This is a genomic window from Micromonospora sp. NPDC005161, assembly GCF_053599855.1.
On record NZ_JBSFYQ010000035.1, the window covers coordinates 1 to 15,669 of the forward strand.

Consider the following 15,669-nt stretch of genomic DNA (forward strand, 5'->3'; position numbering starts at 1 on the left):
GTCCTCCCGCCGCCGTTCTAGGCGTCGGCCTGGACCGGCGGGCAGAGTCTCGCGCGTTACATCCTCGATCACCCGGACACCGTGGCCGGTCGCCAGTCCTCGACGTCGCAACCGGCTCCCGACTGGTCGCTATCGCCGCGGTGCCCAACGCAATGCGGATTTTGGGGCCTGGCTGCCGGCCGGGGTCCCGCTCCCCCCGACGCGGGATCGGGCGTTGGGGCGAAGACTGCGCATGGCGGTGCTGCAGCACGTGGCCGAGGATGGTGCATTCGAACAGCGCCTCCGGATCGAGGGCCCCAGGCGAGTCCGTAGGTGGGGCGGAGCCGCCGTAGTACTCCGAGCCGGGGAGAGCCCGGCACATGGGGAAGGGCGGCAGCGGTTACGCGAAGGGACGGATGCTGTAATGCCGCAAGACGCGCCGCCGAACGGCGACGCCCGCCCGGACGAGAGTCCGGTTCGGCGGGTAGCGGAGATGCAGGCCAAACTTCATCGTTGGGCGGCGGCCGATCCCGGCCGCCGGTTCGATGACCTGTTCAACCTCGTGCACGACCCGGCGACGCTGATCATGGCGTTCGAGCGGGTCGCCGGTAACCGGGGCGCCCGCACTCCCGGCGTCGACGGCCTGACCGTCGCCCACGTCGAGGAGTCGATCGGCGTCCCGGGTTTCCTGACCGACCTGCGTGCCCAGTTGAAGGCGGGCACGTTCCGGCCGCTGCCGGTGCGGGAACGCAAGATCCCGAAGCCCGGCGGGTCGGGCAAGGTCCGCAAGCTCGGTATTCCGACCGTGGCGGACCGGGTCGTGCAGGCGGCGTTGAAGCTGGTGCTGGAGCCGATCTTCGAGGCCGACTTCGAGCCGGTCTCCTACGGCTTCCGACCCCAGCGGCGGGCCCAGGACGCGATCGCCGACATCCACCTCTACGGCACCAACGGGTACCGGTGGGTGCTCGACGCGGACATCGAAGCGTGCTTCGACTCCATCGACCACACCGCGTTGATGGACCGCGTCCGAGCGAGGATGAAGGACAAACGCGTGCTGGCGCTGGTGAAGGCGTTCCTCAAAGCCGGAGTGCTCACCGAGGTCGGTGACCGGAGGAACACCCACACCGGCACGCCGCAGGGCGGCATCCTGTCTCCGCTGCTGGCCAACATCGCGTTGTCGGTGCTCGACGAGCATCTGACGGCGCCATGGAAGCCGGGCGAGGCGATGTCGACCAGCGGTCGCCGTAACTACCGGCGCAGCCGTGGGTTGCCGACGTGGCGGCTGGTCCGTTACGCCGACGACTTCGTGGTCCTGGTCCACGGGACCGAGGACCACATGGCGGCGCTGCGCGAGGACGTCGCCGCTGTGCTCGCTCCGCTGGGTCTGCGCTTGTCGCCGGCCAAGACGCGGATCGTGCACATGAGCGACGGGTTCGACTTCCTCGGCTTCCACATCCGGTGGCGGCGCAAGCGAGGCTCGAACCGGTGGCACGTGTACACGTTCATCGCCCGGCGGCCGATCCGGTCGCTGAAGGCGAAGATCCGAGCACTGACCCGCAGGACATCACAGCAGGACCTGAGGTCCGTGCTGACCAGGCTCAACCAGGTCACGCACGGCTGGGCCACCTACTTCCGGCACGCCGTCGCCAAGCACACCTTCCACCCCCTGGATCGGTTCGCCTGGCAACGGCTGATCAGGATGCTCATGCACCGGCACCGCTGGAACTGGAAGGCCGTCCGCAAACGGTTCACCATGCCGACCGGCAGGTGGCTACCCATCACCGCGGACGGGACCGAGCACCGGCCGATAGGGGCCATCTCCGTGACCCGCTACCGCCGACGCGCGATCCCCGACCCCTGGCCTGCACCCGACAACGCCTGACGACAGCAACCGTGGAGAGCCCGTTGCGCGGAGACGCGCACGGCGGGTTCGGCGAGCGGCCTGGAGAAACGGACCAGCAGCAACGCGGGCACCGCGCTCCAGGCCGACTCAACTAGTCCGATGCTCCCTATCTGCTGGTAGCAGCGTGACCGGGCACCGGACCGATGCCGGGCCAGCGCCGCGATTCGCCGCCCTCTCAGCATGATCAGGTATGCCGCGATCGCCCGCTCGATGACTGCATCGGCCGGCAAGATCACGCCAGCACGGATTTACATTCAGGGCTGGGCGCGCGTTCCAGATCGAAGAAACTCAGAGCGTTTCGGCGCGACCGACCCATGCCGGTCGCCGACCCGGGCCGCCGCCTCATCGTCAGCGCCGCCAGGCGGCCGGCATCGGCGCCACCAACGGCGCGGGTCCAATGTAGCCACGGATGAACGAAAGGCGCAGCGCCGGTTCAGCGGCGGCATCTTGGAGGATCTCCACGACGCAGCGGTCCAGACTCGACGAGAGTGGGGGACCACCACCGTGGGCGCCACCTTCCCGATCTTGCTTCTCCCCTACCAGCCCGAGACCCCACCGGGCCCACGCCCAACCCTGCTCGGAAGGTCGCTGGGTACGGCCGGTCGGCTCACTCGGCGCCCTGCTCCCAAACTGCTCCCAAAGTAAGGGGCGCTAGCAGAAAAGCTCGTTACCGGCAACTCTGGCAACGAGCTTCCTACCTGCGGATATTGATGGTGGGCGATACTTGGATCGAACCACCGCGCGTCTGCTCCACCCACTCCGCCTCCTGGCGGGCCTCCTCCGCCGCCCGGCTGCCGTGGTCCCCGTCGGGGTCGTCGAGCGGGCGTCACAAGCCGACTGGCCGCGACAGGCCGGGGTCTTCCGGTCCTGTCGCGGCCAGTACGCCCTTGCCCGCTCCCGCTAGGACTGCCGGGCCGCCGCCTTGACGGCGAGGACGGGGCAGTTGGCATCGAGCAGGATTCGCTGGGCGCTGCTGCCCAGGAGGAACTTGCCCATCGCCGAGCGGCGGCGCAGACCGATGACGATTAGGTCCGCGGCGGTCTCCTCGGCGACGTCCACGAGTTCGTCGGCCGCGTCCCGGCCACGCACCAGCCGGCGGACCTCATGGTCCACGCCCTCGCGCAAGCTGTTCGCGCAGCCGGTCCAGCTCGGCGTCGACCAGCTCCAGGTTCGGGTCGAAGTCCCCGCCGACGTGCGCATGCTCACCGGAGACGACGACCAGACGGGCGCCCAGAGGTTTGGCCTCCTTGATTCCTCGCTGCAACGCCGCTCGTCCCTCAGGCGAACGGAGTTACCCCACTACAACGGTCACGGTTCCGATCCTTCCTCGTTCGCGATCTCAGCCAGCTGCTCCGCTGCCCGGTCAGGTCGGTCAGGCCGCAGCCACCGCCGTGGCGGCACCGCGTCCGGCGATCTTGCCGAACACCGAGCCGTTCGTCAGGCCGCTGCCGCCCGGGTAGTTGAAGTAGAAGATGCCGCCGACCAGTTCGCCAGCGGCGAAGAGTCCGGGGATGGGCTTCAGATCTGTGTCCAGCACGCGGGCAGAGGTGTCGATCCGCAGGCCGCCGAAGGTGAAGGTGATCCCGCAGGTCACCTGGTATGCCTCGAAGGGCGCCTCGTCGATGGGGTTGGCCCAGTTCGTCTTCGGCACCTCCACGCCGTGGGTTCCTCGTCCGTCCTTCACGTTCGGGTTGAACGGCGTGTCGACGTCGACCGCGGCGTTGTAGGCGGCGATCTCCTTGAGGAACACCTCCGGGTCCACCCCTTCGAGCTTGTATGCGAGCTCTTCGAGGGTGTTGGCCTTCACCTTCGTCACCTGGCGGATCCGGTACTCGTCCCGCAGCAGGTGCGTCACCTTCGCGTCGAAGATCTGCCAGGCGAACTGCTGGGGCTGCTCCAGGATGACGCGGCCGTACTTGGCGTACGTGTAGTTGCGGAAGTCGGCGCCTTCGTCCACGAAGCGGCGGCCGTGGGCGTTGACCATGATTCCCCACGGGTAGCTGTGCTTCTGGAAATGGTCGCCGACCGCGAGGTCGCCGAACTCGGGGGCGTTGCGCTCCCAGCCCACGGCGTGGCAGCCGGACCAGTTCCCCGCCGGGCTGGCACCGATCTCGAGCGCCATCTTGATGCCGTCCCCGGTGTCGTACATCGTCCCGCGCACCCTGGCCAGATCCCAGTTCGGGCCGAGGTAGCGGGCGCGCATCTCCGTGTTCGCCTGGAAGCCACCGCTGGCCAGCACGACGGCGTCGGCGGCGAGCTCGGTGGTACGCCCGTCCTGGCGAACCCGTACGCCGTGCACGCCCTCGTCATCGGCGATCAGCGAGAGCGCCCGGGTGCCGTACCGGATCTCCACCCCCGCGTCCAGCGCTGCCCCGGTCAGTGCGTCCACCAGGCCGGGCCCGCCGCCGGACGCCTCCACCGTCAGGCCGCCCCAGAACTTGAACCGACCGTCGACCTGGAACGCCTGCCGTCCGTAGATGGGCAAAAACCGAACGCCCTTGCGCTGCATCCACTGCAACGTCGGCAGGCTCTCCTCGACCAGCAGCGAGGCCAGCTCCGGGTCGGTCCGGTACTCGGTGACCCGAGCGAGGTCGTCGAGGAAGGCCTCCTTCGGGTAGGAGCCGAAGTCCGTGATGGCCCGCTGCGACTCGTCAAGATCGGGCATCAACGTCATCAGGTCGTCCACGCCGTCGTACGCGACCCGCATCGCCCCCGCGGTGAAGGTGCTGTTGCCGCCCTTTGCTTCCTGCGGGGCCCGCTCGAGGAGCGTCACCGCCGCCCCCTGCTCCCGGGCCGACAGCGCGGCGCACAGACCCGCGTTGCCACCTCCCACCACGATCACCTGGCGCTGAGCCGTCATCCCGTCCTCCGTTGTCTCCAATGCGAATGCAAGTTGCATTCAATCATAGAGGATTTGGATTCACTAGTCGACCTGCATCCAGTACCGTTGCGTCTGTGGAGAGCAAGAGCACCCAAGGCAAGGCCACGGCGAAGAAGAAGTCGCCGCGGAAGTCCGACCAGGCCGCCCCTCCGACGCGGGGCCGGAGCGCGACCACTGGTGCGGACGCCGACCTCGCGCGGTACCTGCGAGACGCACCGTCGTGGGGCGGGACGACCGATGCGGTAACGAACGCCCTCCGGGAGGCCATCCTCGACGGCGCGCTGCAGCCGTCCGCGTGGCTGCGGGAAGACGAACTGGCCCGTACGCTTCAGGTCAGTCGCACGCCGGTCCGGGAGGCACTCCGCCGGCTCGCCGACGAGGGCTTGGTCATCAAGACAGCCCACCAGGGGACGGTCGTGGCCGGCCTATCGCTTGAGGACATCCTCGCCCTGTACGTGGTGCGGGAAAATCTCGAAGGCGTCGCCGGGCGGCTGGCGGCCGTCCGTTGCACCCCCGAGCTGGTCGCCGGGCTGGAGGCCGCACAGGGGCGCCTGTCGCTGGCCGCCGCCCGCGGCGGCGCCGCGGAACTGGCCCGCGAGAATCTCGAGTTCCACCGTCTGTTGCGGACCGCCGCGGGCAACCCCTACCTGGAACGGTTCCTCACCCAGGTGGAGCACGCCGTGCGTCGTCTCCCCGTGAGCACCTTCGCCAAGCAGGGTCGGGCGGAGGCTGTCCTCGCCGAGCACCAGGCGATCATCGACGCGATCCGCGCTAGCGACGGGGACGCCGCGGAGGCGGCGGCGAAGAAGCACATGCGCGAGGCGCGCAACGTCCGCCTCGCGCTGGTGCTGGGTTCCTGACCGGGCCCCCATTCGGCGGGTCCGTCGGCCTTTCCGTCGCGGCGCAGCCACCGCACCGCGAAGTGCAGTGCGGTGATCACCACGAGCAGGCGTACGAAATGCATGCCGGCCACGAGGGTCTGTCGCCGCCCAAACCGGCTACGGCCGCGACCATCTCACCGACACCCCCGGGAACCATGCCGAACACGGACTCGACGAGACCGGCTCGACCGGTCGACAGATCGCGAGGCCGACGCCGATCCCGGCCGGGAGGATGACGAGCACCGCGGTGATCCTCGGCACCAGGATCGCTTTCCTGCATCCAGGGCACAAAGGTTCAAGCGGCGCGGCCGCTGGTGTACATCGACGCCAGTGTCCCTGGCTGCGACCGAGCCCCACATGGATCTGCTCGGCTCCACCTCGGGCCAGGTGCCGACTTTGGCATCGCGATCTATCCCCCGACCGCGGCAACGGTTAGCCAGAACGTCACCGCTGTGCCGGTGACCCGGCACAGCGGTGTCGTACAACTGGTCGCGATCAACCGCCCTCGGGTAAATGCCCGCATTGCCTTCATACCGCACCGGCCCGGTCACCATCCCCTCCGCCCGCGTCTACCGCGACGCCGGGGTGCTGACCCTCGACCGGGGCGTGTGGCTGGAGTTGTCCGACGGCAGCGTGTTCGGGCTGACCGTGCAGATCTCCCGCCGACCCCGCGGCGACGTCACCGTCCGCCGCCGCTAACCCCACGGCCGCGCGCCGCCGCGGCTCGACTTGATCGATGCCGGGTTCGGTGCGTTCCTTGTCGTCGCCCACCACCCGCTGGCGGCGACCCCGCTGATCCGGGCAGCCCTCTGGGCTGCGCCCCGAGCACCTCACAAAGCTCGCTGGCCGTCCCTGCCACGGGATGAGACCCCGTCCACCGCCCGTCTCTCCACCGCGCGGACACCGCACCATCGCCCGCGCACCCGGAGACGGGGTGCGCGGGCCCAACCCCTACGACAGGAGGCCCCGCATGGACCCTGCAACCCCGCCCGACAGGAGCGACCACCCATCCCCCACCCCGGATCCGGGCGGCGGCCGCCGGCCCGGCTACCTGTACCGGCAGGTCGCCGCTCACCTCGCCGCGCACCCCGATCAGGTGTTCAAGGTCGGGGAACTCACCACCGCGATCGCCGCCCCGTCCACCGGCGCGGTGTTCGAAGCGTTGAAGAAGGTGACGGCGGCCGGATACGCCACCTACACCACGGGCCCGCACCGGTTCCAGATCACCCAGGCCGGTGTCGACGCTGCCGGGACTTTGCCACCGCCCGCCCCGCGTACACCCCGCCAAGGACGTCGCGGGGCGGGTCGGCGGCAGCCGGTCACACGCTCCAACGGGGACCTGTACTTCCCGCGAAAGCTCGCGGGGGCAACCGATGTGGACGTCCTGCGCCGGCTACGCGAGAAGCGTATCCCGGTGCTGCTCTACGGCCCGCCCGGCACCGGCAAGACCGCCCTCGTCGAGGCCGCCTTCCCCGACCTGCTCACCGTCGCCGGCACCGGCGACACCGTCGTGGAGGACTTCCTCGGCAACTTCATCCCCCTGCCCGACGGCGGGTTCGAGTTCGTCTACGGGCCCCTCGTCACCGCCATGCGCGAAGGGCGGGCGCTGTTGGTCGACGACGCCACCCTCATCCCGCCGAAGGTCCTCGCCGTGCTCTACCCCGCGATGGACGGCCGCAGGGTCATCACCATCCCCGGCTACCGCAACGAACGTGTCGACGCCGCCGACGGGTTCGACGTCATCGCCGGCCACAACCTCGGCGTCCACGGCGCCATCTTGACCGACGCACTCGCCTCCCGGTTCGACGTGCACATCGAGGTCACCACCGACTGGGACCTCGCCCGCCACCTCGGCGTCCCCAACCCGGCCGTGCAGGCCACCATCGCCCTCAACGCCGACCTCGCCGCCGGGCGCTTCAGCTGGGCGCCGCAGCTGCGCGAGCTGCTCGGCTTCGCCCGCGTCCGCAAGACCCTCGGCCTCGCGGCGGCGGTCGCCAACTTTTCAGGCCGCGCCCCCGCCGACGACCGCGAGCAGGTCCTCGCCGCGCTGCGGCAGCAGTACGGCACCGAGATCACCGCGCTGACCCTCGGCAAACAGCGCTGACCCCCCGAAAGGAGAGCCCCTGATGCCACACCCTCGCAGTCACCTGCAGCCTGGCCCGGCAGCGCCCGCCGCCGGTGACCCGGACTGGCAGGTGTGGAGCGACGCCTGGACCCGACACATCCCGACCTTGACCGGCCGCACCGACCTGACCGTGACCGTCGCCCCCGGCGCCGGCGGCGGCGCACCCGCCTGCTGCTACCCCGACGCCGGCCGCATCGAGGTCGACGCCACCTACATCGGCGCCCCCGACGTCGCCAACCCCCGACGTCCAGGCCACAAACGCCTCGTCCCGACCGCCTACGGGCTGCTCGTGCACGAGGCCGCACACGCCGCCCACAGCCGCTGGCGCACCCCGCCCGGCACCCCACCCGTCGTCGCCACCGTCGCCGAACTCCTCGAAGAGTCCCGCATCGAATACCGGCAACGCACGAGACGCCGCGGTGACCGCAGGTGGCTGCGGCACACCGTCACCACCCTCATCAGCCCCGACGACGCCGCCGTCGACGACCCCTGGCACGCCGCGCACCTCGCTGGGCTGCTCCTGGCCCGGGTTGACGCGCGTCCTCACCGCCAAGGACTGCCGAGGACTGCCGAGGGATCCGCGCCGCCGTCACCACCGTCCTCGGCCGCAAACGGCTGCTGCAGCTACGCGACCTCTGGCGACAAGCCCACACCACCGAGGACACCGACGCCGACACCATGACCGACCTGGCGTGGCGGTGGTGCCACATCCTCGACATCGACCCGCACCGACAACCACACACCCCTGCCGCAGACGCGGGCGTGTTCGCCGGCCTGCTCGCCCAAGCGCTCGCCGACTATCTCGCCCACACCGCCGGCCTCACACCCGCCCAATACCGTGACCAGCAGATCACCGCCCGGTTCTCCGCGCCCGCGTCGTGGACCCGCCGGGACGCCAGCGACGGCGAGCGGGCCGCCGCCCGGCATCTCGCCGCCCGACTGCGCCGCGCCCGCACCCACCACCCCGAACCCGACACCCGCCCCAGCCCGGCGCCGCCGGGCCGGCTGCGCACCCGCCACGCCATCACCGCCCAAGCGCAGATCGCCGCCGGCACCATCCCCACCGCCACACCATGGGCCCGCCGCACCCCGCTGCCGCCGCCGAAACCGACCCTGCACCTGGGCGTCATCGTCGACGCCTCCTACTCCATGCACCCCTGGGCGGCACCCATGTCATCGGCCGGGTGGATCCTCGCCCACGAACCAGGCAGTCACCGCCACCATCGCCTTCGGCAGCGACGTCACCCTGCTCGTCCCACCCCGCCAGCACCCCCAGCAGGTACTCGAGCTGCAAGCAGACGGTGGCAGTACAGCGTTCACCGACGCGGTGAAACTCGCCGACCAGATGCTGCAGCTGCGCCAGCCCGGCCGGCTGCGGATGCTCGCCGTCGTCTCCGACGGCGACCTGCCCGACACCGGACCCGCCCAACGCCTGCTCACCACCCTGCACCAGGCGGGCTGCCCCGTGCTCTGGCTACGCCCCGCCGACCTGACCGGGCACACCTTCACCGACACCACCACCATCCTCGTGGCGGACCCGGTGCAGGCCATCGGCCACATCGCCGACGCCGCCGTCACCGCCCTCGAACACGCCTGATCACCCCGGGCCTGATACCTGGGCCAAGCCGCGGCCCGCGAGGCGGCCGCGCACCGCGCCGAGCAACCACCCGACCGAGATCCCTGACCGCACCGCCACCGGCCGCCTTGCCCGGCCACCCCCGCGCACTCCAGCGCAGTCCCCGGGCACGGCCGATCAGCCGTGCCCGGGGCCCGACCTGACAACGGGAGACACCGAGAGCAATCCGCAGCACCCCCGCCTGCCGATCACCTCACCCACCGACCTGCTCACCGCCGTGCCCTACCTGCTCGGCTTCCACCCGGCCGACAGCCTCGTCATCATCGGCCTCACCGGCACCCGGGTCACCGTCGCCAGCCGCGCCGACCTACCCGCCAACGTCGCCACGTGGGCCGACGACTATGTGCTCTCGCAGATCCGCATGCTCCGTCACGCGGCAGCCACCCGCGCCATCGCGGTCGGCTACGGCCCCGCCGCCACCGTCACCCCGGCCATGGACATCATCCTGCCGCGGCTGGCCGTCTCAGGCGTCGACGTCTTCGACGCCCTGCGCGTCACCGACCGCCGCTACTTCTCCTACCTCTGCCAGGGCGGGTCTGGTGGGGCGGCGGAGCCTCGCTGATCATTGCCACGCACTCGGGGGCTCGGTACTGTATGACTGCTGACAGTTAGCCATGCCGTGGTCGGCTTGGACCAGCCTCGGCGACACGAGAGAGGATCGTGCCACCTGATGGCGCAGCGACGGAGCTGGTCGTACGAACACGAACTCCACAGCAGGAGTCTCATCGGGGGCGAGTGGGCCGACGGCGGTGGCGTCGAGTTCGAGCGCCCCAACCCCGCGAACGGCGAGACCCTGAGCTTCGGGCGGCTCGCCACCCTCTCGGAGCTGGAACGCGCCATCGCCGCCGCGAAGGCGGCGACGACCGCCTGGGCACGTATGCCGTTCCACTCCCGCTCCGAGGTGCTCGTACGGGCGGCCGACGCGTTCGACGCGCGCGAGGCCGAGGTCGCCGAGCTCATGACGCTCGAGCAGGGCAAGCCTCTCGCCGAGTCGCTCACCGAGACGAGGCGCAGCGCCTCGATCCTGCGCTACTTCGCCTCCTCGGCCGACCGGCGCAGCGGCGACCTCTACGAGTCGCCGCGGCCGAACGAGTACACCCGGGTGGTCTACCCGCCGCGCGGCGTCGTCGGACTCATCACGCCGTGGAATTTCCCGGCCTCGATCCCCGTCTGGAAGCTCGCTCCCGCCCTCGTCTACGGCAACACTGTCGTGTGGAAGCCGGCCGGCGTCGTGCCCGCACTGTCCGTGGCCATCGCGCAGATCCTCGTCGACGCGGGGCTCCCGGAGGGCGTGCTCAACCTCGTCCATGCCGACCCGCCCGTCGCCGAGCAGCTCGTGCGCCACCCGGACGTCAAGGCGGTGTCGTTCACGGGCTCGACAGCGGTCGGCTCGGTCATCATCGCGGCGGCGGCGCGGACAAGGACGCCGGTCCAGGCCGAGATGGGCGGCAAGAACGTCACGATCGTCCTCGACGACGCCGACCTGCCCTCGGCCCTCGACGCACTCGTCGAGGGATCGATGGGCTCGACCGGCCAGCGCTGCACCGCCTCCGAGCGACTGCTCGTCCACTCGCGGATCGCCGACGAGTTGCTCGGACGGCTCGCCGAGCGCGTCAACGCGCTGCGCGTCGGCGACGGGATTGCTCCGGAGACCCAGGTCGGCCCTGTCGCGACCGCCCAGGCGAAGGAAAGCATCAACGCGGCATACCGGGCGGCATATGACAGCGGTGCCCGCCCGGTCGCGGCAGCCCCTGTGGACGAGGCGAGCCCCGGCTACTTCGTGGCGCCGACTGTGCTCGAGGTCGCCAACACCGCGATGCCCATCTGGCGCGACGAGGTTTTCGGGCCGGTGCTCGCCGCAAGGCGGTTCGACACCTTCGACGAGGCGGTCGCCCTCGCCAACGACACGGACTACGGGCTCACGGCCGCGCTGTTCACGGACCGCCACTCCTACGCAGCCCGGGCCGCGACCGAACTCCACGTGGGCGTGCTCCACCTCAACAGCGCGTCGATCGGTGCCGACCCGCACGTGCCGTTCGGGGGCACGGGCGCGAGCGGGTACGGCCCGAAGGAGCAGGGCGAGGCGGCCCGGGACTTCTACACCGAAAGCCGGACGATCTATGAGAAGTGGGTGAGTGCGAGTGAGTGAGACCGAACGTCCGAGGACCGTCGCCGAGGCGATCGTCGACAACTTGGCGAGCCACGGAGTCGAGGTCGCCTTCGGCATCCCCGGCGTGCACAACCTGGGCCTGTGGGAGGCCGCGCGCGGACGCGACGGCTTCGAGATCGTCGGCGTGCGGCACGAGCAAGCGGCCGTCTACGCAGCCGACGGGGTCGCCCGGCAGAACAGGGTGCCCGCGGCCGCATTCACCATCACCGGCCCCGGCGCAGCCAACACGGTTGGCGCCTTCGGCGAGGCCGCATCGTCGTGCAGCCCGGTCGTCCTCGTCGCAACCGAGGTCGCGCTGCGCGACCGTTCGGCGCGCAGCAGCTTCGGCCGGGTGCACGGCTCTCCCGACCAGGGCGCCATCTTCGAGAGCCTCGCGAAGGGCGTGTTCCGCATCCGCAAGCCGAACGATGTCATTCCGATGGTCACGGAGGCGATGCAGCTCGCCGCGGCCGACCCGCAGGGGCCGGTCTACATCGACGTGCCGACCGACATCCTCTCGGCCCCCGTGGACGAGACCACCGCCACGCCCGCAGCCCCGGTTCCCCCAGCGCCCGCTGACCTCGACGCCCTAATCGCCGCGCTCCAGCGCTCCGAGCGCCCGCTGCTCTGGGCCGGCGGCGGAGCCGCGACCGACCAAGCCGCCAACGTCGTCCGCCAGCTGTCCGAGCGCCTCGGGGCTCCGGTCATCACGACCTTCGCCGGCCGCGGCATCGTCACTGAGAAGGACCCTGGCTGGACGTCCCTGCCGATCCACGAGCCCGACACGATCGACCTCATGTCGCAGGCCGACCTGCTCCTCGGCATCGGCAGCGCGTTCGATGGGATGAACACCCGCAACTGGAACCTGCCCTTCCCCACCGAGTTCTACTCGGTCAACGTCGCCCCCACCCACCTCGTCGAGGAGGGCGTGCCGCATACGGACATCCGCGGCGACGCCGTCCGCGCCGGCGAGGAACTGCTCGCCCGCCTCGACCCGACGCCGCGGCCGTTCTGGGCCGACCTGCCGACGCTTCGCCAAGCGGGGTGGGATCGCCTGCACGAGCACGAGATGCAGCCGCAGGAGATCGGGGTCCTCGCCGCGGTCGACGAGGCTCTCGCACGTGGCGACGTCGTACTCGCCGACATGGCCATCTGCGGCTACTGGACCTCCGGGTATGCCGCCCCGTCCCGGCCGCGCCAGCTGCTGTACCCGGTCGGCTGGGGCACGCTCGGCTTCGCCCTGCCCGCCGCGGTCGGCGCCGCCTGGCAGGCCCGTCGCCGAGGAGGGCGCGCGTTCGTCGTGATGGGCGACGGCGGCTTCATGTTCGCCGTCGGGGAGCTCGCGACGATCCGCGACCACAACCTCCCGGTGACGATCCTCGTCGTCGACGACGGCGGCTACGGCATGATCCGCTACGACCAGGTCGTCTCGGGCATGGAGCAGTACGGCACGAGCTTCTGGGTGCCGGACTTCTCGGCGGTCGGCACCGCGTTCGGCATCCCCTCGATGACCGTCGACCTGGACGACCACGACGCTCTCCACGCCGCGCTCGGCCTCACTGGAACACCCGGCGACGGTCCGCGCCTCGTCCACGTCAAGGCCGAGCTCCACCCGCCGCGCACGACCTCGCCTCGCTGGCGCGAGCTGCAGGTGGTGACGGCCAAGTGACAGCCGCGGGCATCGACACCACGTCGCTCGTTCACGGGATGGCGCAGGTCCGCCTGCCGATGCTCATCGACGGGAGAGCCGTCGAAGCCTCCGACGGCGCGCGGTTCGCCACGGTCGACCCCTACTCGGGTATGCCGTGGGCCGAGCTCCCCGAGGCCACCGTGGCCGACGTGGATGCTGCCGTCGCCGCGGCCCGGCGCTCATGGGACGACGGCGAGTGGCGCGGCGCGACGGCCGGGCGAAGGGCGACCGCGATCCACCGCCTCGCCGACCTCATCCAAAAGAACGCCGACACCCTCGGGCGCATGGAGACCATGGACACCGGCAAGTCGGTCCGGGAGACGGTCCGGCAGGTCGAGTTCGCCGCCCGGGTCTACCACTACTATGCCGGCTACGCCGACAAGATCGACGGCCGCGTGCTCACGGTGGAGCAGCCCGGCTACCTCGACTACCTCGTCCACGAGCCGGTCGGCGTGTGTGCCCTGCTCACCGCCTGGAACTCGCCGATGCAGCTGCTCGCGAACAAGCTCCCCGCCGCGCTCGTCACGGGCAACTCCGTCGTGGTCCGGCCGTCCGAGCTCTCCCCGGGCTCCACGGCCTACCTCGTCGACCTGGTACGGGAGGCCGGCATACCCGACGGCGTCATCAACATCCTCACCGGCACGGACCTCCATGTGGCACAAGCACTTTCGCGGCACCCCGGCATCGACCTGGTGAGCCTCACCGGCGGCGTCGCCACCGGCCGATCGGTCGCGGGCGCCGCCGGCGAGGACCTCAAGCGGGTCGTCATGGAGCTCGGCGGCAAGAGCGCGCAGGTGGTCTTCGACGACGTCGACCTCGACCGCGTCGTCGACGGAATCGTCGCCGGCATCTTCGCCGCTTCGGGCCAGACCTGCATTGCCGGATCCCGGCTCGTCGTGCACGAGTCGGTCCACGACGAGCTGCTCTCCCGGCTGGTGGCGCGCGCCGAGTCGATCCGGCTCGGCGACCCACTCGACCCGGCGACCGAGATGGGCCCCATCGCGAACCGCGCGCACTTCGACCGCATCTCGCGCTACGTCGACTCCGGCATCGCCGAGGGGGCGCGGATGGTCACCGGCGGCCCGCCCGAGGACTCCGCAGACAGCCTGTTCTTCCGGCCAACGATCCTCGTCGGCGTCACGGAGCAGATGGCGGTCTGGCGCGAGGAGATCTTCGGCCCCGTCCTCGTCACGCACCCGTTCGCGACCGAGGAGGAGGCCGTCGCGCTCGCGAACGGCACCGCCTTCGCCCTCGCCGGCGGCATCTGGACCCGCGACCTCGGCCGCGCCATTCGGATGAGCCGCGCGATGCGGGCCGGCTCGATCTGGGTCAACACGTACCGCCAGGTGTCACCGCAGGCGCCGTTCGGGGGGTTCGGGCAGAGCGGCATGGGCCGCGAGCGCGGCTATGAAGGCATCCTCGAGTTCGTCCAGACGAAGAATGTGATGGTGGACGCGACATGGTAGACCGCCCGACGATCGGCCTCGTCGGCCTCGGCAACATGGGTGCCTCGGTCGCGGCGCGCCTCGTGGAGACGTACCACGTGCTCGGTTACGACCCGACTCCGTCAGCGGCGGTACGGGCGCTCGCCGAGGACGGCAACCTCGAGCTCGTGGCCCACCAGACCGACGTGGCCGCCGCCGACACCGTCATCCTGTCGCTGCCCACTCCCGCCATCTCGCACGCCGCCGTCGCGGCGATCGCACCCCTCATGCCAGGCGGGACCATCATCGAGACGAGCACCGTGCTGCCCTCGGACATGCAGGCCGAGGCGGCGCTCACCTCCCCCCACGGCATCCGGCTCGTCGACGCGGCGATCCTCGCCGGCACCGGACCGATGGTCTCGGGCAAGGCCGCGCTCCTCGTCGGCGGGTCCGTCGAGGACGTCGCCGCGGCCCGGCTCGCGCTCGAGCGGTTCGCCGCCGACATCCAGGTACTCGGCCCCCTCGGGGCCGGCATGGCCGCGAAGGTCATCAACAACGCGGTCGCGCACGCTGTCATGGTCGTTCTCGCGGAGGCGGCGGCGCTCGCGGCGGCGAACGGCATACCACGCGGCCGCATCGCTGACCTGCTCTCCAGCGTCGACGGCGGGCTCATCCGCCCGCTCGAGCACCGCTACAAGGAACGTATGCTGCACGGCGACTTCGAAGGCGGCATGCCCACCGACGCCGCACGCAAGGACTCGACCCTCGCACTCGCGCTCGCGCAGGACGGTCACGTGCCGCTGTTCGGCATCCACAGTGCGCACACGGTCTACGAGCTCGCCAGCGCGGCGAAGCTCGACAAGCTCGACTACGCGGCGATCACCACCCTCTGGGAAACCTGGACCGGTCGCCCGATGCGGGACGGCGACTGAACCCGACGAGCCAGGCTGTACGCCGCAGGGCCGGCACTCAGTGCCCGTGGACTGAGTGCCGGCCCTGCG

General features: G+C 70.8%; 14 protein-coding genes and 1 pseudogene. 12 read left to right on the forward strand and 3 right to left on the reverse strand.

The window, feature by feature from the left end; translation table 11 throughout:
* Together ACWD5O_RS27405 and ltrA are read left to right on the forward strand one after the other, a co-directional pair.
* Positions 1–140, forward strand: a pseudogene (locus ACWD5O_RS27405) (methyltransferase); the annotation flags it as partial.
* A gap of 263 nt (positions 141–403) precedes the next feature.
* A complete protein-coding gene (ltrA, locus tag ACWD5O_RS27410; protein WP_450087005.1) occupies positions 404–1,861 on the forward strand; it encodes a group II intron reverse transcriptase/maturase in 1,458 nt (485 codons plus the stop codon).
* 921 nt (positions 1,862–2,782) lie between these two features.
* Here the strand turns inward: ltrA and ACWD5O_RS27415 are convergent.
* From ACWD5O_RS27415 to tcuA, 3 genes are all read right to left on the reverse strand, one after another.
* Entirely contained in the window at positions 2,783–2,995 is a 213-nt protein-coding gene (locus ACWD5O_RS27415; protein WP_450087006.1) for a universal stress protein, read from the reverse strand.
* Positions 2,985–3,146, reverse strand: coding sequence for a hypothetical protein (locus tag ACWD5O_RS27420; protein WP_450087007.1), 162 nt, complete (start codon positions 3,144–3,146; stop codon positions 2,985–2,987). The genes ACWD5O_RS27415 and ACWD5O_RS27420 overlap by 11 nt, the downstream gene beginning before the upstream one ends.
* A gap of 108 nt (positions 3,147–3,254) precedes the next feature.
* Positions 3,255–4,742, reverse strand: coding sequence for an FAD-dependent tricarballylate dehydrogenase TcuA (gene tcuA / locus ACWD5O_RS27425; RefSeq protein WP_450087008.1), 1,488 nt, complete (start codon positions 4,740–4,742; stop codon positions 3,255–3,257).
* 95 nt (positions 4,743–4,837) lie between these two features.
* Between tcuA and ACWD5O_RS27430 the strand changes: the two genes are divergently transcribed.
* The 10 genes from ACWD5O_RS27430 to ACWD5O_RS27475 all read left to right on the forward strand — a co-directional run bounded on the left by ACWD5O_RS27430 (position 4,838) and on the right by ACWD5O_RS27475 (position 15,600).
* A complete protein-coding gene (locus ACWD5O_RS27430) occupies positions 4,838–5,623 on the forward strand; it encodes a GntR family transcriptional regulator (protein ID WP_450087009.1) in 786 nt (261 codons plus the stop codon).
* Between the two features lie 534 nt (positions 5,624–6,157).
* The gene (locus ACWD5O_RS27435) at positions 6,158–6,343 is read left to right on the forward strand and encodes a hypothetical protein (RefSeq protein WP_450087010.1); all 186 of its coding nucleotides are present in this window, start codon (positions 6,158–6,160) and stop codon (positions 6,341–6,343) included.
* A 271-nt stretch (positions 6,344–6,614) separates the two neighbouring features.
* Complete coding sequence (locus ACWD5O_RS27440) at positions 6,615–7,748, forward strand: AAA family ATPase (RefSeq protein ID WP_450087011.1); 1,134 nt, start codon at positions 6,615–6,617, stop codon at positions 7,746–7,748.
* Positions 7,749–7,770: 22 nt separating this feature from the next.
* Positions 7,771–8,451, forward strand: a complete 681-nt coding sequence (locus tag ACWD5O_RS27445; RefSeq protein ID WP_450087012.1) for a hypothetical protein — start codon at positions 7,771–7,773, stop codon at positions 8,449–8,451.
* A 645-nt stretch (positions 8,452–9,096) separates the two neighbouring features.
* Positions 9,097–9,366, forward strand: a complete 270-nt coding sequence (locus ACWD5O_RS27450) for a hypothetical protein (RefSeq protein WP_450087013.1) — start codon at positions 9,097–9,099, stop codon at positions 9,364–9,366.
* 244 nt (positions 9,367–9,610) lie between these two features.
* Positions 9,611–9,967 (forward strand): DUF4192 family protein, encoded by a 357-nt coding sequence (locus ACWD5O_RS27455; protein ID WP_450087059.1) that lies wholly within the window; start codon positions 9,611–9,613, stop codon positions 9,965–9,967.
* Between the two features lie 108 nt (positions 9,968–10,075).
* Positions 10,076–11,554, forward strand: a complete 1,479-nt coding sequence (locus tag ACWD5O_RS27460) for an aldehyde dehydrogenase family protein (protein ID WP_450087014.1) — start codon at positions 10,076–10,078, stop codon at positions 11,552–11,554.
* A complete protein-coding gene (locus ACWD5O_RS27465; RefSeq protein WP_450087015.1) occupies positions 11,547–13,223 on the forward strand; it encodes a thiamine pyrophosphate-binding protein in 1,677 nt (558 codons plus the stop codon). The genes ACWD5O_RS27460 and ACWD5O_RS27465 overlap by 8 nt, the downstream gene beginning before the upstream one ends.
* Entirely contained in the window at positions 13,220–14,710 is a 1,491-nt protein-coding gene (locus ACWD5O_RS27470) for an aldehyde dehydrogenase family protein (RefSeq protein WP_450087016.1), read from the forward strand. Before ACWD5O_RS27465 ends, ACWD5O_RS27470 begins: the two co-directional genes overlap by 4 nt.
* On the forward strand, positions 14,704–15,600 hold the full coding sequence (locus ACWD5O_RS27475) for an NAD(P)-dependent oxidoreductase (protein ID WP_450087017.1): 897 nt from the start codon (positions 14,704–14,706) through the stop codon (positions 15,598–15,600). The genes ACWD5O_RS27470 and ACWD5O_RS27475 overlap by 7 nt, the downstream gene beginning before the upstream one ends.
* The last annotated feature ends 69 nt before the right edge of the window (positions 15,601–15,669 follow it).